This window comes from Garicola koreensis (assembly GCF_014195445.1).
GTDB lineage: Bacteria > Actinomycetota > Actinomycetes > Actinomycetales > Micrococcaceae > Nesterenkonia > Nesterenkonia koreensis.
In genome coordinates this window covers 501,881-519,272 of sequence record NZ_JACIBT010000001.1, presented here as the reverse complement: position 1 = coordinate 519,272, position 17,392 = coordinate 501,881, and the positions used below count along the sequence as shown (strand labels likewise).

Annotated in this window: 14 protein-coding genes; 8 read left to right on the top strand and 6 right to left on the bottom strand. The window is 65.3% G+C overall.

All coding sequences use genetic code 11. The annotated features are described in order from the left end of the window. Positions 1 to 34: 34 nt before the first annotated feature. Entirely contained in the window at positions 35 to 1,585 is a 1,551-nt protein-coding gene (locus FHX47_RS02405; RefSeq protein WP_183357275.1) for a leucyl aminopeptidase, read from the bottom strand. Between the two features lie 104 nt (positions 1,586 to 1,689). Between FHX47_RS02405 and FHX47_RS02400 the strand changes: the two genes are divergently transcribed. The 3 genes from FHX47_RS02400 to FHX47_RS02390 all read left to right on the top strand — a co-directional run bounded on the left by FHX47_RS02400 (position 1,690) and on the right by FHX47_RS02390 (position 5,808). Further along, positions 1,690 to 2,814, top strand: a complete 1,125-nt coding sequence (locus tag FHX47_RS02400) for a PAC2 family protein (protein ID WP_246327898.1) — start codon at positions 1,690 to 1,692, stop codon at positions 2,812 to 2,814. Between the two features lie 132 nt (positions 2,815 to 2,946). Next, on the top strand, positions 2,947 to 4,176 hold the full coding sequence (locus FHX47_RS02395; protein ID WP_183357274.1) for a DUF4192 family protein: 1,230 nt from the start codon (positions 2,947 to 2,949) through the stop codon (positions 4,174 to 4,176). A gap of 81 nt (positions 4,177 to 4,257) precedes the next feature. Next, positions 4,258 to 5,808, top strand: a complete 1,551-nt coding sequence (locus FHX47_RS02390; protein ID WP_183357825.1) for an RNA polymerase sigma factor — start codon at positions 4,258 to 4,260, stop codon at positions 5,806 to 5,808. Between the two features lie 99 nt (positions 5,809 to 5,907). On the opposite strand, the gene FHX47_RS02385 is transcribed toward FHX47_RS02390, so the two are convergent. Then, entirely contained in the window at positions 5,908 to 6,114 is a 207-nt protein-coding gene (locus FHX47_RS02385) for a DUF7455 domain-containing protein (protein WP_183357273.1), read from the bottom strand. Positions 6,115 to 6,316: 202 nt separating this feature from the next. Here FHX47_RS02385 and FHX47_RS02380 point away from each other — a divergent pair, with 202 nt between their 5' ends. From FHX47_RS02380 to FHX47_RS02365, 4 genes are read left to right on the top strand one after another with little or no spacing between them, the layout of a single operon-like run. Further along, positions 6,317 to 8,377 carry a DNA gyrase/topoisomerase IV subunit B gene (locus FHX47_RS02380; RefSeq protein ID WP_183357272.1) on the top strand — a complete coding sequence of 687 codons (2,061 nt, stop codon included), beginning with the start codon at positions 6,317 to 6,319 and terminating at the stop codon, positions 8,375 to 8,377. 60 nt (positions 8,378 to 8,437) lie between these two features. Further along, entirely contained in the window at positions 8,438 to 9,388 is a 951-nt protein-coding gene (locus FHX47_RS02375) for a heme o synthase (protein WP_183357824.1), read from the top strand. Between the two features lie 9 nt (positions 9,389 to 9,397). Then, on the top strand, positions 9,398 to 10,039 hold the full coding sequence (locus FHX47_RS02370; RefSeq protein ID WP_183357271.1) for an ABC transporter ATP-binding protein: 642 nt from the start codon (positions 9,398 to 9,400) through the stop codon (positions 10,037 to 10,039). Positions 10,040 to 10,069: 30 nt separating this feature from the next. Further along, positions 10,070 to 11,677 (top strand): hypothetical protein, encoded by a 1,608-nt coding sequence (locus FHX47_RS02365; protein WP_183357270.1) that lies wholly within the window; start codon positions 10,070 to 10,072, stop codon positions 11,675 to 11,677. 10 nt (positions 11,678 to 11,687) lie between these two features. Here FHX47_RS02365 and FHX47_RS02360 read toward each other — a convergent pair whose 3' ends face one another. After that, positions 11,688 to 12,683, bottom strand: a complete 996-nt coding sequence (locus FHX47_RS02360) for an NADP-dependent oxidoreductase (RefSeq protein ID WP_183357269.1) — start codon at positions 12,681 to 12,683, stop codon at positions 11,688 to 11,690. A gap of 114 nt (positions 12,684 to 12,797) precedes the next feature. Continuing rightward, complete coding sequence (locus tag FHX47_RS02355) at positions 12,798 to 13,490, bottom strand: IMPACT family protein (protein WP_183357268.1); 693 nt, start codon at positions 13,488 to 13,490, stop codon at positions 12,798 to 12,800. A 61-nt stretch (positions 13,491 to 13,551) separates the two neighbouring features. Here FHX47_RS02355 and gdhA point away from each other — a divergent pair, with 61 nt between their 5' ends. Continuing rightward, positions 13,552 to 14,910, top strand: a complete 1,359-nt coding sequence (gene gdhA, locus FHX47_RS02350) for an NADP-specific glutamate dehydrogenase (RefSeq protein WP_183357267.1) — start codon at positions 13,552 to 13,554, stop codon at positions 14,908 to 14,910. A 158-nt stretch (positions 14,911 to 15,068) separates the two neighbouring features. Here gdhA and adhP read toward each other — a convergent pair whose 3' ends face one another. Both adhP and FHX47_RS02340 read right to left on the bottom strand, forming a co-directional pair. Then, entirely contained in the window at positions 15,069 to 16,094 is a 1,026-nt protein-coding gene (gene adhP, locus FHX47_RS02345; RefSeq protein WP_183357266.1) for an alcohol dehydrogenase AdhP, read from the bottom strand. 85 nt (positions 16,095 to 16,179) lie between these two features. Beyond that, the gene (locus FHX47_RS02340) at positions 16,180 to 17,370 is read right to left on the bottom strand and encodes a helix-turn-helix domain-containing protein (RefSeq protein ID WP_183357265.1); all 1,191 of its coding nucleotides are present in this window, start codon (positions 17,368 to 17,370) and stop codon (positions 16,180 to 16,182) included. Between the last annotated feature and the right edge of the window lie 22 nt (positions 17,371 to 17,392).

The window sequence follows — 17,392 nt, the reverse complement described above, 5'->3', positions numbered from 1 at the left end:
GAATTCTCAAATTACAATCCTGCTCATCAGACTATCAGCGGCCCAGACCCTGCAGATAGCTCATCAGCGTGCGCACAGTCACCCCCGTGCCGCCCTTGGGCGTGTACCCGTAGGCACCCTTCTCGTTGAAGGCCGGACCGGCAATATCAATGTGAGCCCACGGGATGCGTGAGGCCTCCTTGTCCAACGCTTTGGGGTCGGCGTCGGGCCGCTCGGCGACGAACTCGCGCAGGAAGGCTGCCGCGTTGAGCATGCCGCCGAATCGGTCTCCGGTGTTGGTCAGGTCCGCCACCTGAGACTCGAAGCCGCTGAGGGCCTCCTCCGGGATCGGCATGCCCCAGTGCGACTCCCCGGCACCCTCTGATGCGCCCACCAGAGTGCCGCGCAGCTCCTCGCTGCCCATCACCCCGACAGTGCGTGCACCCAGGGCGACCATCTGTGCCCCGGTCAGGGTGGCGACGTCGATGATTGCGTCGGGGTGCTCCTCACCGGCGGCTACGATCCCGTCGGCGAGCACCAGTCGACCCTCTGCGTCGGTGTTGAGGACCTCCACCGTCTTGCCGCCGTAGATGGTGATGACGTCCTCGGGCCGCTGGGCGGTGTCTGAGGGCATGTTTTCCGCCAGGCAGAGCCAGCCGGTGACCTTGACCGGCAGGTCCAGGTCGGCGGCCGCCCGCACCACTGCGGCCACTGTGGCGGCACCGGCCATATCCAGCTTCATGGTCGTCATGGCATTGGCAGGCTTCAGCGACAGCCCTCCGGAGTCGAAGGTGATGCCTTTGCCCACCAGGGCAATATGGGCCACCGGTTTCGCGGGGGAGTGCTCCATGCGCACCAGTCGGGGCTTGCGGGAGGATCCGACGCCGACCCCGAGCAGTCCGCCGAAATGCTCCTTCTGGAGCTGGTTCTCGTCCCAGACTTTGACCTTGAGCTTGGTGCCCTTGGCCTGGGTCTTCACGATGTCTGCGAAGGACTCCGGATAGAGGTGGCTCGGGGGCGTGTTGACCAGGTCCCGCGCAGCTCGCACCGCCGATCCGACCACGGATGCGCGGGCGACGGCGGCTTTGGTGTGCTTGTCCTTCAGCGGGGTCAGCACCACGATCTCGGAGACCGGGGTCTTCTGCCGGGCCTCCTGGCTGCCCTTGAAATGCAGAAAGTTGTAGGCCCCCATGGCCGCACCCTCGGCCACCGCGGAGACCTGCTCGACGGTCGCGCACGGCAGCGCCAAGGCTGCTGAGGTGGCAGAGGCGAGCTGGCGCACTGCAGAGCCGGCAGCCCGACGCAGTGCCTCTGTCGAGACGCCGCCGTCGGGCTCACCGGTGAGTGGGCCCACACCGATCAGGACCAGGGTCTCGGACTTGAATCCATCAACTCCCGGCAGCCGCAGCAGCTGGTCAGCGGCGCCGGTGGCGCCCAGGGCGGCCAGCGAACCACCCACGCCTGTGGCGGCCTTCTCGGCCAGCGGGTTCGGCAGCAGCACCGGGCCGTCGGGGCCCTTGGCCACACCGAGCACCAGGGCGTCGGCGTCGACCTTCTCAACTGCGGAGGATACGGCGGTCACTGAGGGAGAGAATTCATTAATCACGCTCCTGATCCTATCCAAATACGCGCCGGGAATGTGTGGATCAGGCAGACTGTTGTCGCTATCGACTGTCAGCAGCCCACGTCACCGTGAAGGGAGAGCAGCTGATGAGAGATCCATTCGACCTTCTGCATGTGCATGCTGAAGCTGCGCAGGAGAACCCCGAGGACCCCGCCGCGATCAGCACCGAACTGGTGCTTCATGCCCAGTCCAGCCCCTGGAGCACGGCCCCGGCCCCCAGAATGCCGCTGGTGGTGTCCCTGGCCGGTCACACCGATGCGGGCACGCTGAGCGAACAGCTGGCTGAGTCGCTGCTGGGCACGCTGCCGCACAAGCAGCTGGCCAGCTTCGACGTCGACGCGCTCTATGACTACCGCTCCCGCCGTCCGCACATCACCTTCACCGACAACCGCTTCACCGACTATCAGGGCCTGCAGCTGAACCTCTACGAGGTGCGTGACGCGATGGACAGGCCGTTCTTGCTCCTCAGCGGCGACGAGCCGGACTTTCAGTGGGAGCGGGTCACCGACACCGTCCTGGAGCTCGTGGACCGTCTTGATGTCTCCCTGATGGTGCTGGTCGACTCCCTCGGACTGCCCACCCCGCACACCCGTCCGCTGGGCGTGACGGCGCACGGCAACCGTCAGGATCTCATCGACGGGATCTCCACCTGGTCGCCGGACGCTCAGTTGGAGGCTGGCCTGAGCCAGATGCTGGAGATGCGCGCCGATGCCTCCGACCACGAGGTGGTCGGCTACACGATCCATGTGCCGCACTACCTGGCCGGCGGCAAATATCCTCAGGTGGCTGTCGCGGCCCTGGAGTACGCCGGCGCGGCCTGTGAGCTGATGCTGCCCACCGATGAGCTGCGTGAGGCCGCCCGCACCGTCGACGTCGACATCTCCCGCCAGGTGGAGCGCAGCCCGGAGATCACCCAGCTGGTGGAGCGTCTGGAGACCAACTTCGACGAGTACGCGACTCCTGCGCAGCGGTCGCTGCTGCTGACCGATGACAACGATGTGCCCGATGCCGAAGAGCTGGGCGCTGCGGTGGAGGAGTATCTGCGCAGCCGCCCCGACGACGTCATCTTCGGTGGCGCATCGTCTGCGGAGAAGGCAGGGTCTGCGGAAGCCCAGGACGACCACCACGGCGAGCCGCAGTCCGGTGACCAGCCGGACACCAATGGCTCCGACGACAATCAATCCGAGGACGAGGGCCCTTCCGGGTCCTGACGTCTTCCCACCGGAACGTGTCCCCGCTGGGACTTTTCCCCACCCGGGGTGGGCTGTTGGCGACACGCTGAGCACTCACCAGCGCCGGCGGCCACGGTAGCTGCCACCCCAGGGGCCGGTGACGCTGGGTCCATGACGATTCAGCAGAACCGCAACCCAGACCCTGACCCTTCTCACCACCGACGCCGGGAGGGCGGCGCACCGCTCATCATTGACCGGGCTGGTGACGCGCTGGCCCTGGTGCGGCACAGCTTCGGCGAACTGCCCAGAGAGTCGCTGGTGCTGATCGGACTGTACAACGGCACCAGCGGCGGGCATCTGCGCATGGATCTCGCCCCGGCCCTGCAGCAGCCGCGCAGCTGTGCGCAGAGGGCCGCAGCATGGCTGGCCGGCCCAGAGGCTGATCCCGTCCCCGATGCCGTGGTGGCGGCCGTGCTCACCGAGTCCGCCCCGCACCCCGAGCAGCACCACGGCCGCGCCGTCATCGATGAGCTGTCAGAGATCCTTCAGCACCAGTACCAGTGTGAGCTGCTGAGGACCTGGTATGTCGGCGCAGGCTCCGTCCGGGACTTCGACTGCACCGATGCCCGGTGCTGCCCCTACCCGGGACTCATTGTCGACGACGAACTGGCCGCCGCGCTGACCCGCTCTCCCCAGCTGGAGATCCTGACCCGACCCACCCCGCCGGAAGAGACCATCGAGACATTCCTCAGGGTCCCGCTGTCGCCCTCAGCGCCGAGCCCCCAGCAGGTGGCCGCGCTGCGCGAGTGCGCTGCGTTCCACCATGACATCAACGCAGCCCTGCACCTGTGGGAGCACTCCATCACCGAGATCACCACCACCGGCGGCTGTGAGTCTGTCCAGCGGCCGGAGCACGCCGCACAGCTGCTGCACAGCGCTGAGGATTCGCTGCTGGTCCAATCCCTGGCTCCGCTGGCGGCAGTGAGCATCGAGGCGGCCAGCATCCGGAGCCCTGCTGAGCCGGACCGGGGCAGCTGGCCGGCGCAGCCGAGACCGCCGGTGACCGAACAGTGCCATCAGCAGTATCTCGCTGCACTGACCGGTCAGACCGACTACGCCCCGCAGTGGGCCCGCGTAGATGCTTTGGACGCCCTGCTGCACCTGCTGGTCCCGTACCCCGGGCCCCAGCAAGTGAACCTGGTCGCTCTGAAAGGGTGGATAGAATGGGCCAAAGGCTGCGGCAGCAGTGCCACCCTTGCCGTCAACACCTGTCTCGCAGACCAGCCGGACCATCAGCTGGCAGGTATTCTCGCCGAACTCTTCGACGTCAGCGGCCCCTGCCAGTGGGCTCGGGTCAAACAGCACAGCCACGGCTGGTGGCGGAGCAGGCAGTCTGTCTAGCTCTGTATAGAGCAGTCGGCTCACACTTTTCCACCCGTCGCTGCGGATTATCTCGGCAGGGCGGGAATGACTCGGCCACTTATGGTGTTAGCATCCCCATATAGGACCCTGCAGCCCTGGTCGGAGTGCGTTCTCCCCAGCGGACTTGACAGGGTCATTGGCGCGTTGGCCACCGGGGACGCATTCCCACGCGGCCTCTGGTCGGCGCGCAGCATCTACGTAACGAGTCGGAAGGTCACCGTGCCCACTACTGCGTCGAAGTCCACAGAAGAGACTGCCGCCGAAGCGGAGGAGAAGCAGCCTACATCAACACGCGCCAAGACCACCCGCGCCAAGTCCAACAAGAGCTCCGCCTCAACCGCTAAGAAGTCTTCAACCGCCAAGAAGTCCTCATCAGCGAAGAGCACCAAGAGCGGGACCACCAAAACGGCCGAACCGGCCGAGGCCGAGACCTCGGAGCCCACGGCGACGAAGAAGACAGGTGGCCGCAAGAAGGCGCCCGACGCCGTCGACGAGATTCTGGCCGAGGTCGACGAGGCCTCACCCACGGAGGCGCTGGAGAGCGCCGTGGCCAAGGCCGAGGACGAGGGTGAAGACGCTGCGGACCTGGTCACCGCCAAGTCGGGGGCATTGGATGAGGACGAAGCTGGCTCTGGCCGCGGGTTCGTCATCTCCAACGCCGATGATGATGACGCACCTGCTGTGCAGGTCGTCTCCGCCGGCGCCACCGCCGATCCGGTCAAGGACTACCTCAAACAGATCGGCAAAGTGGCGCTGCTCAACGCCGAACAGGAAGTTGACCTGGCCCTGCGCATCGAGGCGGGTCTCTACGCAGCCCACAAATTGGCCAATGAGGCTCGCAAGGACAAGCGCCTCAAGCGCGACCTGGAGTTGGTTGTGGCCGATGGGCGGCGCGCGAAGAATCACCTGCTGGAGGCGAACCTGCGTCTGGTGGTCTCGCTGGCCAAGCGCTACACCGGACGCGGCATGCTGTTCCTGGACCTCATCCAGGAGGGCAACCTGGGACTGATCCGCGCGGTGGAGAAGTTCGACTACACCAAGGGATTCAAATTCTCCACCTATGCCACCTGGTGGATCCGCCAGGCCATCACTCGAGCAATGGCCGACCAGGCGCGCACCATCCGTATCCCGGTGCACATGGTCGAAGTCATCAACAAGCTCGCCCGAGTGCAGCGGCAGATGCTGCAGGATCTGGGACGCGAACCCGCTCCGGAGGAACTGGCCGCAGAGCTGGACATGACCCCGGAGAAGGTCGTCGAGGTCCAGAAGTACGGCCGCGAACCCATTTCCCTGCACACGCCCCTGGGGGAGGACGGCGACTCAGAGTTCGGTGACCTCATCGAGGACTCCGAGGCGGTCGTTCCCTCCGACGCTGTCAGCTTCACCCTTCTGCAGGAGCAGCTGCACTCGGTACTGGACACCCTGGCCGAACGGGAAGCTGGCGTGGTCGCCATGCGCTTCGGCCTCACCGATGGTCAGCCCAAGACCCTTGACGAGATCGGCAAGGTTTATGGGGTGACCCGTGAGCGTATAAGGCAGATAGAGTCCAAGACCATGTCCAAGCTGCGCCACCCGAGCCGCTCTCAGGTGCTGCGCGACTACCTGGACTGAGACGAGGTCTTTTTTACGGACTAGCGGGATACGGTTCCCGACACAAAGATGCCCCGGAGAGGATTCTCCGGGGCATCTTTGGTGCGTGACCAGCGTCCCTCAGGAAATGCGGGCCGACTCGTCAGTCCACGTCGCAGTCTTGGGCCGCAGGGTGGACTCCACCTCACGTCCGTGGTGGTTGCAGAACAGCAGCGCGCCGCCGGAAGCGAGCTCAGCGCGGATGTAGGCCTGTGCGCCGCAGCGATCACAGCGGTCCAGGGCCGTCAGGGTCGGTCGTTCTTCCAGAGTGCCAGTAGTCCCGGTCATCTCGCCTCCTAGCGTCAAACTTGATGTGTCACCCATACAACCACGCAATGCCCCGGCTCATTCGCGAAAAGCCCGCGATCGGCGCGCCTTTCGCCACCGGCGAATACGCGCGGCCGGCACCGGCGCTCCTGCCGGCAATCGCACCCCAGGCGTCGTAGGCTGTAGGGAAGCCCTGCCCAAAACAACCCCACGGAGGCTCCTGTTGGCCCAGCGTGATGAGTACAACGCACGGCACCTTTCGGTCCTGGAGGGCCTTGAGGCTGTGCGCAAGCGCCCCGGCATGTACATCGGCTCCACCGACTCCCGCGGGCTGATGCACTGCCTGTGGGAAATCATCGACAACTCCGTCGACGAGGCCCTGGCCGGCTACGCGTCCTCCATCTCCATCACCCTGCACAAAGATGACTCTGTGGAAGTCACCGACGACGGTCGCGGCATTCCTGTCGACATCGAGCCTCGCACCGGGCTCTCCGGACTGGAGGTGGTCTTCACCAAACTCCACGCCGGCGGCAAGTTCGGCGGCAGGTCCTACAACGCAGTCGGGGGCCTGCACGGAGTCGGCGCCTCAGTGGTCAATGCGCTCTCCGGGCGGCTGGACGCCACAGTGACCCGCGGCGGCAAAGTTCACCAGCTCTCCTTCCGCCGCGGCGAACCTGGCACCTTCGCCGGAAACGGGCCCAACGACTCCTTCACCCCCGCGGAGGAAGGGTCACCGCTTCAGGTCTCGGGAAAGGCCAAACGCGGAGTTACCGGCACCACTATCCGATACTGGGCCGACCGAGAGATCTTCACCCCCGATGCACACTTCCTCGAAGACGAGTTGGTGAACCGTGCCCGGCAGACCGCGTTCCTGGTCCCCGGGCTGCGCTTGAGCATCCGAGACGAGCGCGGCGGCGAGTCCAGCGAACAGGTCTTCCAGTATGACGGCGGCATCAGCGAATTCGTCGATCACCTCAGCCCCGACTCCGCGGTGACTGGAATCTGGAGGATCCAGGGCCACGGAAAGTTCACCGAGCGCATCCCCGTCGACGGCCGCATGCAGGATATTGAGCGTGACTGTGAAGTCGATATCGCCATGCGCTGGGGCGTGGGATATGACACCGCGGTGAAGTCGTTCGTCAACATCATCGCCACCCCCAAGGGCGGCACCCATATGGCCGGATTCGAGCAGGCCCTGGTCAAGGTGTTCCGCAAAGTGGTGGAGGCCAACGCCCGCCGGCTCAAAGCTGGTAGGGACAAGCTGGACAAGGACGATGTGCTCGCCGGTCTGACCGCTGTGGTCACCGTGCGCATCGCAGAGCCGCAGTTCGAGGGCCAGACCAAGGAGGTGCTCGGCACTCCCGCGGCCCGACAGATCGTCACCAAGGTCGTCTCTGACCAGCTGGAGGCCAGGCTGAACTCCACCAAGCGGACCGAAAAGCAGGAAGCGACCTCTGTGCTGGAGAAGGTCGTCTCGGAGATGAAGGCTCGGATCGCCGCACGGCAGCACAAGGAGACTCAGCGGCGCAAGAACGCCCTGGAGAACTCCTCGATGCCGGCCAAGCTGGTCGAATGCCGCTCCAAGGACGTCGAGTCCTCCGAGCTCTTCGTCGTCGAGGGCGATTCAGCACTGGGTACGGCCAAACTGGCTCGTTCCTCAGAGTTCCAGGCGCTGCTTCCCATCCGCGGCAAGATCCTCAATGTTCAGAAGGCCTCAGTGGCCGATATGCTCTCCAACTCCGAATGCGCCGCTCTGCTGCAGGTGATCGGTGCCGGGTCAGGGCGCAACTTCGACCTGGATGCGGCCCGCTACGGAAAAGTGGTGCTGATGACCGACGCCGACGTCGACGGCGCCCATATCCGCACTCTTCTGCTGACCCTCTTCTTCCGCTATATGCGGCCGCTGATCGAAGCTGGCCGCGTCTTCGCGGCGGTGCCTCCGCTGCACCGGGTGGAGATCATCAATTCCGGCTCCCGGCCCAATGAGGTCCGCTACACCTATTCGGAGTCGGAGCTGGTCACGCTGCTGGCTGACTTGGAGAAGCAGTCCAAGAAGTACAAGGAGCCCATCCAGCGCTATAAGGGCCTGGGGGAGATGGACGCCGATCAACTCTCAGAAACCACGATGGACCCCGCCCACCGGTCCCTGCGCCGAATCCGGGTCGAGGACGCCGAAGCGGCCGAGCGGGTCTTCGACCTGCTGATGGGCTCCGTGGTGGCACCGCGCAAAGACTTCATCATCGCTGGTGCCCACGCGTTGGACAAGGGCATGATCGATGCGTAGCAATTGTTCTACGAGATGTAGAAGTCAGTCGCGGACAGTTACACTGGATAGGTGACCGAACTGACTGCTCGCACCGCTGAAGGGGATACCGCACCCGCCTCCGCCGAACGCACTCCGCTGCGACGCAAGGTCGGCGCCTACATCTCGCTGACGAAGCCGCGGGTCATGGAGCTGCTGCTGGTCACGACCCTGCCCACGATGTTCTTCGCCCAGGGCGGCCTTCCCGATTTCTGGACCGCACTGGCCACTATGTTCGGTGGGGCCTTCGCCGCCGGATCAGCCTCGGCGTTCAACTGTTACTTCGACCGTGACATGGACCGGCTGATGAACCGCACCAAAAAGCGGCCGCTGGTCACCGGAGAGCTCAGCCCCACCGAAGCGCTCATCTTCGCGTCCCTGCTGGGGATTGCCGCACTTGCCGTCCTCTGGTTCGGCACCAACCCGCTGGCGGCCGGTCTGGGCGCGCTGGCGATATTCTTCTACGTCGTCATCTACACCCTGCTCCTGAAGCGGCGCACCAAGCAGAACATCATCTGGGGCGGACTGGCCGGGTGCTTCCCGGTGCTCATCGCCTGGGCCGCGGTCACCGGAACGCTGGAACCTTCAGCCTTCGTGCTGTTCTTCATCGTCTTCCTCTGGACACCGCCGCACTACTGGCCGCTGTCGATGAAGTACCGCAGCGACTACCAGAACGCCGACGTTCCAATGCTGGGGGCCATTGCCACCGCGAAGACCGTCTCCGTGCAGGTGGTGCTCTACACCTGGGCCACTGTGGTGTGCTCGCTGCTGCTGATCCCGCTGGGCTCGGCCGGCATCACCTACACCGCCTTCGCACTGGTGGCCGGGGGCTGGTTCCTCTACGAGGCCCACGTCCTCTACCGTCAAGCCCAAGACGAGTCACTCACAGACAAGAAGGCCATGAAGGTCTTCCACCTCTCCATTCTCTACCTCACCCTGCTGTTCGTCGGACTGTGGATCGACCCATTCATCGGCAGCCCCCTCTTGGGCTGACCCGCTGCGATGAGTGTGCGCGTGGAGTGCCGGGACCTCAGCGTCGTCGTCGAGGACACCGCGCTGCTGGCTCCGACCAGCTTCTGCCACCAGGCTCCGGGTCTCATCGCACTCACCGGACCCAACGGGTCGGGTAAGACCACGCTGCTGAAGACCTTGGCGGGCCGTCAGCTGCCCACCTCGGGTCAGTGCCTCATCGATGGCCAGACGCCCTACGAGTTCGACCCGGGATTCCGCGCGACAGTGGCCTCGCTGATCGACACTCCGCCGATCGCCCGGGATATGACGCTGCTGGAGCAGCTGGCCCTGGTGCGGGTCTCCTGGGGGCACGACGACGACGCCTTCGGCGCTGCCCAGCAGTTCCTGGACCGGCTGACCATCGCACAGCTGGCGGAGCGCTTCCCGTTCGAGCTCTCGGCCGGTCAGCTGCAGCTGTTCGCCGTGGCGCTGACGCTCAGCCGGCCATCGAGCCTGCTGCTTCTGGACGAACCCGAACGGCACCTGGACGGCGAAAGAGTGCACGCGCTGCTGGGGGTGGTCCAGGAGCGGGTGCAGGCCGGTGCTCTGGTGATCACTGCGACCCACCGTGCTGAGCTGATAGCGCACACCGACTCTCAGATCGAGCTCGAGCACAGCGTCTCTGCCGTATGAGGACCCAGGCCGTATGAGCAGCCGTCCCGTATGAGCAGCGAGTCGCTGCGACTGCGCGCCGCCCGCAGCATCTACCGGGACCGGGTCGGGGCGCCCACAGCCGGTGACCGGTGGTTCTCGCTGTATCTCATCGCTTTCCTCACCGGCTGGTATGTGCTGCCGGTGGCCTACGTGATCGGGGACTATCTGGATCCTGAGTTCGCCCGATCGCTGACCGACGCCGAGACCGCCCCCTATGTGGCGTCCGCGGTGGTGCTCCTGGGCGTCGTCGCCCTGTGGTTGGGCAGAGCGCAGGGTCCAGCTGTGCTCAGCCCGTTCTTAGCTCATACGCTGCTGGGCACCGATATCTCCCGACGGCGCATCCTGCTGCGACCGACCCTGACTGCGCTGCTGATAGCCGCAGCGGTGCTCTGCCTGCCCGCAGTGATCACCATGTTCGCCTTCACCCAGGCCGGGGCCTGGGGCTGGGGGAGGTTCGGCGAACTGGTGATCGCAGCCTTCCTCGGCGGACTGCTCCTGGGACTGCTGGCATTTGTGGGTCAGCGCATGCGGCTGGCGTGGGTCGTGCTGCTCACCACCGCAGCTGTGCCGCTCGGGGCCGCGCACCTGTTCTCACCTGCGAGCATCACACTTTCTCCGGCCGGCTGGTTCACCGCACTCTGGTCCGCACCTGCAGCCGGGGTGGGCACCGAGCGCTGGTCGCTTCTGCTGCTGGGCACGGCGGCACTGCTGGGCCTGGCGGCCTTGGCGGTGATGCCTGCGCTGCTGGGGCGTCTGCCTGCCCACCGGGTCCTGGAGCAGAGCCGCCGGATATCCGATGCCCGGCTGTTCACCTCCGTGGGCAGCGTCGGCGACGCCGCGGACCTGTTCCGCGCCAAGCCTCGGCGTCGACTCTCTGGCCACGCCGTCGCTTCCCGCACGGGCCCATTCGCAGCTCTGCTCCTGGGACTGCGCCAGGATGTGGTCACTACTGTGCGATCCCCACTGTCCGCGGTGGCGGCCCTGACTCTCATGCCCACCGGTGCGGCCCTGCTGACCCTGGCAGCCGCGGCAGTCGGGGCGGACTTCTCCGACAGCGCGCTGATCGTCACCGTCCCCACAGCTCTGCTCGGGGGCCTGCTGATGTTCATCGGCACCGGCAGTCTCACCGAGGGATGGCGGCAGCTGAAGCGCGAACTCGACGCGGCTGCCCTCTTCGGATGGTCAGCCCGTGCCGCACTGGGCCGGCGTCTGCTGTGGCCGGTGACCGCCACCGCGGTGCTGACAACCCTGGGCACGACTCCTGTGCTGATACTCACCGCATCCGAGGGCACAGCCGGGGCGTGGACCGCCGGGCTGGCCCTGCTGATCCTCAGTGCCCGCTACTTTCAGTCGATGCGGCCCAGAGACATTCCGGTGGAGTTTTTGGCACCCACGCTGCTGCCCGGGGGCATGGACCTCTCCGCGGTGAAGATTGTGGCCTGGTTGGGTGATGGTGTCATTCTGGTCACCACCGGGGTGCTGGCCGTCGTCGTTCTTCCGTGGTCGCCGCAGACGCTGGCAGCGGTCCTTCTGGTGCTGGTGCTGATCGGCATGCTCTGGGGGTGGGGGCGCACCGGCCACAGTTTCTTCGCCGCAGCGCCCAGGCGCAGGCTCTAAGCTTCTGCGCTCAGCCGCCGGCTGCCGCACCCTCCATCGTCAGGACCAGCTTTCCGGTGGTGCGATTGGTCTCTCCGGCTTCGTGGGCACGGGCGGCCTGGGTCAGCGGAAAGGTCTCGGCAATCGTGGCCCGCAGCAGGTCCGCCTCCATGAGATCTGTGATTGCTCGCATGCCCGCCTGGTCGGCTTCCACCAGGATGAGCTCGGCGCGAACGCCGCGCCGTTGGGCCTCATGATGCAGCCCCTGGGCCGGGACCGGAACGGTGGAGACTAAGGTGCCGCCCGCCCGCAGGGTTCCCAGCGAGCGCAGCTGATTGTCACCGCCGATAGTGTCCAGAACGACGTCGACACTGCTCACCGCATCAGCGAAGTCGACGGTGCGGTAGTCGATGACCTCATCAGCGCCCAGCCCGCGGACGAACTCATGCTTGGGCGCACTGGCTGTGGCGATGACGTAGGCCCCGCGCGCCTTGGCGATCTGGACCGCAGCATGACCCACGCCGCCGGCCCCAGCGTGGATCAGCACGCGATCTCCGGCGCCTATGCCTGCGGTGTCGACCAGAGACTGCCAGGCAGTCAGCCCCACCAGCGGAATCGCCCCCGCCTGCACGTGGCTGATCGCTGCCGGCTTGTGCACGAACGCCCGAGCCGGGCCGAGAGCGAACTCGGCGTGGGAGCCGGCCCCGTGCGGATAGGGGAGCATGCCGAAGACCTCATCACCGGGTTTGAACAGGGTGACTCCCAGCCCCACCTGTTCCACCACACCGGAGACGTCCCAGCCCAGGGTGTAGGGCGGGTCGCCGAGGAACCGTCGACCCGAGCGGTGCTTCCAGTCAGTGGGGTTCACGCCCGCCGCCCGCAGCCGCACCAGCACCTGGCTGATGCCCGGCTTCGGGCGCGGCACTTGGGTTTCGTACAGGACCTCCGGGCCGCCGAAGGCGTTCTGGCGCATCGCTTGCATCATGGCAGGTGCGCTCTGGCTGTGTGTGCTGGCTGAATCGCTCATGGCCCCATCCTCCGCCCGGAGTCGCCCGGCGGCAAAGCCGGCACCACGACCGGGCGGCGCGGACCAGCACTGAGCAGCCCCCGCCACAGGACTGCGCCGTCACAGCACAGCCCCCTACGGAGCATCGACCCAGTCGACGCCGGCTGCGGTGAGTTCTGCGCCGCCTGAGCTCAGCGAGGCGGTGCGTTCCTGCAGGGTCAGGATCGGTTCTTCCTCATCGGCGACCGCCAGGTTCAGCACTGCGTGGCCGGGGCTGCTCGCATAGTCAGTGCCCAGGACTGTGATGTCCAGGCTGCGCAGTTCGTTCTCCCAGCGCCCGGCTTCGGCGATCGGCGCAGGAAGGGAGAACACAGCCATCCGCTGTCGGGTCAGGAATGCCTTCTGCTGCCGAGCGTGGTCCAGCCCGGCCACTACGGAGTCGGAGTAGGCACTGACCAGTCCGCCGGCCCCCAGCAGTGTTCCACCGAACCAACGCACCACCACAGCCGCCACATCGCTGAGGTCCTCCGCGCCGGCCGGCATCTGGGCTTTGGTCAACGCCTCCAGCATGGGGGCGCCGGCGGTCCCTGATGGTTCGCCGTCGTCGTTGGCTCGCTGGATCCGCCGGTCGTGCCCGAGCACCCACGCGCTACAGTGGTGGCGAGCGGTGTGGTGCTGCCTGCGCAGGTGGTCCAGGAAGCCCTGCGCGTCATCGGTGGAATCGGCCCGCCGCATGAGGACCAGGAACCGAGATTTCTTCCGCTCCACCTCGGCCCGGATCTCCACACCTGGGGTCAAGACGGTGTAACGGGAGGAGAACGCAGTCATGGGGGTAAGCCTATGTGCTGTATTGTCATCCCGTACTGCGAGTTTCAGCGGAAGGACGTGAATGAGTCTGAGCAGCCAACGCATCGCTGATGTGTATCAAGAGGTCATTAACCGCAACCCAGGCGAAGCTGAGTTCCACCAGGCTGTGCGGGAAGTGTTTGACTCCCTGCACCGCGTTCTCGCCAAGCACCCCGAATACGTAGAGGCCTCCACGTTGGAGCGGATCTGCGAACCGGAGCGGCAGATCATCTTCCGCATTCCATGGACCGACGACAACGGCGGGGTGCACATCAACCGCGGGTTCCGCGTCCAGTACAACTCTGCGCTGGGCCCCTATAAGGGTGGGCTGCGCTTCCACCCTGACGTGCTGTTGGGCACTGTGAAGTTCCTCGGCTTCGAGCAGGTGTTCAAGAACGCGCTCACCGGACTGCCGCTGGGCGGCGGCAAGGGCGGCACCGACTTCGACCCCAAGGGCCGCAGCGACGGCGAAATCATGCGCTTCTGCCAGTCGTTCATGACTGAGGCATACCGCCACCTGGGGGACCGGGTTGACATTCCGGCCGGGGACATCGGCGTCGGGCCCCGCGAAATCGGTTACCTCTTCGGCCAGTACAAGCGCATCAGCAACCGCTACGAGTCCGGGGTCATCACCGGCAAAGGCATCACCTGGGGCGGGTCACTGGTGCGCACTGAAGCCACCGGCTACGGCACCGTCTATTTCACCGAGCACATGCTGCGCACCCGGGGACAGTCCTTCGACGGCACCACTGCGCTGGTCTCCGGATCCGGCAACGTAGCCATCTATGCCGTCGAAAAGGTCCATGAGCTCGGCGGAACCGTGGTGGGTGCCTCTGACTCGTCCGGATCGGTCTATGACCCCGACGGCATTGATCGGGAGCTGCTGCGCGACGTCAAGGAAGTCCGGCGCGGCCGCATCAGTGACTATGCCCAGGAGCGCCCCCGGGCCGAGTTCATCCCCGGCCGCGGGGTGTGGGCTGTGGCAGAGAAGACCAACATCGACGTCGCCCTGCCCTGTGCCACCCAGAACGAGCTTCATGAGAAGGACGCACACACACTCATCAAGGCTGGGGTATCCGCCGTCGCCGAAGGTGCCAATATGCCGACCACACCGGAGGCGATCCGCGTGCTGCGTGAGGCCGGGGTGCTCTTCGGCCCCGGAAAGGCCGCCAACGCCGGGGGAGTGGCAACATCTGCCCTGGAGATGCAGCAGAACGCCAGTCGTGACTCGTGGTCCTTCGAGTACACCGAACAGCGACTGTCAGAGATCATGGAGAACATTCACATCCGGTGTGCTGAAACCGCCGATGAGTACGGCATTCCTGGTGACTATGTCGCCGGGGCCAACATCGCCGGGTTCACCCAGGTCGCTGATGCGATGATCGCCCAAGGAGTGATCTGAGCTCACCTCGATACTGCCAGGGGCGTTCACTTCCGTGGCGCTGCCCCTGGGCCACCAGGGGACGAGGTGCTCACAAGGCTCCACTCAGCGTGGCACTGTCAAATATGTATGGGCACCGAAGTGGCCCGCCACGAAGGGCGGGCCACTTCGGTGTGCCTTCACTGGCTGTAGTCAATGACCACGCGACCGTCGATCTTTCCATGCTCCATCTCATCTAAGACCGCGTTGATGTCAGACAGCGGCCGTTTGGTGAACGTCGGGCGAATGAGCCCCCGTGCGTAGAAGTCCAAGGCCTCGACCATATCCTGACGAGTGCCCACGATGGAGCCCCGGATAGTCAGCCCCTTGAGCACGATGTCGAAGATTGGTGCGGGGAACTCGCCTGGCGGAAGCCCATTGAAGACGATGATCCCGCCGCGTCGGGTCATGCTGATGGCTTGACCGAAAGCACTGGGGTGGACCGCAGTCACCAGCACGCCATGGGCACCACCAATCTGCTTTTCGATCTCGGCAGCTGGGTCCGCGCCCAGCGCATTCAGCGCTATCTCGGCGCCGTGCCGCTTAGCCAGGGCGAGCTTGTCATCGGCTATATCGACTGCGATGACACGCATTCCCATGGCCACTGCGTATTGAACGGCAACATGACCGAGTCCCCCAATTCCAGAAATCACGACCCACTGCCCCGGCCGCACCTCTGTCCTCTTCAAAGCCTTATAGACAGTGACACCCGCGCACAGCAGCGGGGCAATTTCGTGGGGGTCAGCACCATCTGGAATGACGGCGGCATAGGCTGCGTCGACCAACATATACTCGCCGAATGAACCGTCGGTGGTGTAGCCACCGTTCACCTGCTGCTCACAGAGGGTCTCCCACCCGGTCCGGCAATATTCGCAGGTGCCGCAAGCACCCCATAGCCAGGCGTTTCCTACCATCTGCCCCACCTTCAGATTCTGGACGCCGTCGCCCAGCTTCTCGACCACGCCCACCCCCTCGTGTCCGGGGACGAATGGAGGTGAAGGTTTTATGGGCCAGTCACCGTGGGCGGCGTGCAAGTCGGTATGGCATACACCCGATGCAATCACTTTCACCAGGGCTTGCCCTGGACCCGGATCTGGCACCGAATAGTCGGTGACATTCAGATCCTTGCCGAACTCTTCGACTACGGCGGCTGTCATCGTAGACATAGCATCTCCTTCGTCACATTCGCTTGCGGCATCAACATTCTGTGATGCCTATTACGGTTGTGACTCTAATCTCGACAAAGTTGCATCAGCGTTGCATCCGTGCCACCAGGACAGCTCGCTGAGGAGAATCTGCGGGAAGTATGCGAAGGGCCGTGTAGAGGGCGTGCTCGTCATCAGTTGCCTCTGGCAGCTGCAAGTACCGCCAGAGATCCTCGGCGGATCCATCAGCAATAATGGCTTCGCGCAGGGTCAGAGCCAACGACCTTCGCAACTGCACGATTCCTGGGGCCTCGGAGCTGGGCAACAGTGGCCCGTCATACACATCTAGAGCGGCTCGCCGGTCACCGGCGGTGACTGCGTTCAGCGCAGTGATGCCATCGAACTCCAGCGAGGCGGACAGCCGGTACGGCTTGGACTCGAGCCGGACGCCCCCCGATGCAGGTGTTGATTCCAACACTCTGCGCAATCGCACGATCTCTGCGCGAAGAGCCACTTCGTGTCCTGGTTCGCCAAAGAGCATTTCAGCCAGCTCTGAAGCGGTCATTCCCCCGTTGCCAGTTTCAGCATGCCAGCTCAGCAGAGCCAGGATTTCCGCGTGCCGCAGAGTGAGGCTCACCTGGTCAGCCCCAGCGCGCAGCTGCGGGTTCAGCGTTCCCAGGCTGGCCAGCTGTGGGACGGGTGAGACCAGGGGCATGGCCCGCAGCTCACTTTCTGCCGCTCCGATGGCGGCGTAGATCAGCGGCAGCGAATGGGTGGCGATGGCCTCCTCACCGCCGGTGAGGTCAACAACTCCCAGCAGCGCACCACTGTGCGGGTCCCGGATCGGGGCCGCCGAGCAGGAGAAGGCATGGGCAGAGAACGCGTAGTGCTCCTCCTGATGGACCTGGGCACCATTGCCGGTGAACAGCGCCGTTCCGGGGGCATTGGTGCCGATCGCCGCCTCCGACCAGTTCGCACCGGGCTGAAATGCCCCGGCCTCGGCCCGGCGCAGCATCCGATGGTCACCATCCACCCACAGCAGGCACCCCTGCGCGTCACCGATGGCCACGATGAGCCCTGCCGCGGCGGCGGGCCCCATCAGGAGCCGCTGAAATATCGGCAGCACCGGCGCCAACGGGTGCTCTCGACGGTAGGCGCTCAGATCGGCGTCGTCGAGCTGAATCGGAGCCACTGCATCAGTGGGGTCGGTCAGACTGACGGCGGAACGGCCCCAGGATTCGCGCAGCATCGGGTGCAGCCGTGCCCAAGTCCCCGGCTCATCCGGCAGTGCCTTCACCACATGCACCTTTCAGCCGACG

Coding starts and splice junctions, on each gene's coding strand:
- FHX47_RS02390 (WP_183357825.1), top strand. CDS start 4,258: ATGGTGTTAGCATCCCCATATAGGACCCTGCAGCCCTGGTCGGAGTGC.
- FHX47_RS02360 (WP_183357269.1), bottom strand. CDS start 12,683: ATGAGCGATTCAGCCAGCACACACAGCCAGAGCGCACCTGCCATGATG.
- FHX47_RS02400 (WP_246327898.1), top strand. CDS start 1,690: ATGAGAGATCCATTCGACCTTCTGCATGTGCATGCTGAAGCTGCGCAG.
- FHX47_RS02395 (WP_183357274.1), top strand. CDS start 2,947: ATGACGATTCAGCAGAACCGCAACCCAGACCCTGACCCTTCTCACCAC.
- FHX47_RS02355 (WP_183357268.1), bottom strand. CDS start 13,490: ATGACTGCGTTCTCCTCCCGTTACACCGTCTTGACCCCAGGTGTGGAG.
- FHX47_RS02365 (WP_183357270.1), top strand. CDS start 10,070: ATGAGCAGCGAGTCGCTGCGACTGCGCGCCGCCCGCAGCATCTACCGG.
- adhP (WP_183357266.1), bottom strand. CDS start 16,094: ATGTCTACGATGACAGCCGCCGTAGTCGAAGAGTTCGGCAAGGATCTG.
- gdhA (WP_183357267.1), top strand. CDS start 13,552: ATGAGTCTGAGCAGCCAACGCATCGCTGATGTGTATCAAGAGGTCATT.
- FHX47_RS02385 (WP_183357273.1), bottom strand. CDS start 6,114: ATGACCGGGACTACTGGCACTCTGGAAGAACGACCGACCCTGACGGCC.
- FHX47_RS02370 (WP_183357271.1), top strand. CDS start 9,398: ATGAGTGTGCGCGTGGAGTGCCGGGACCTCAGCGTCGTCGTCGAGGAC.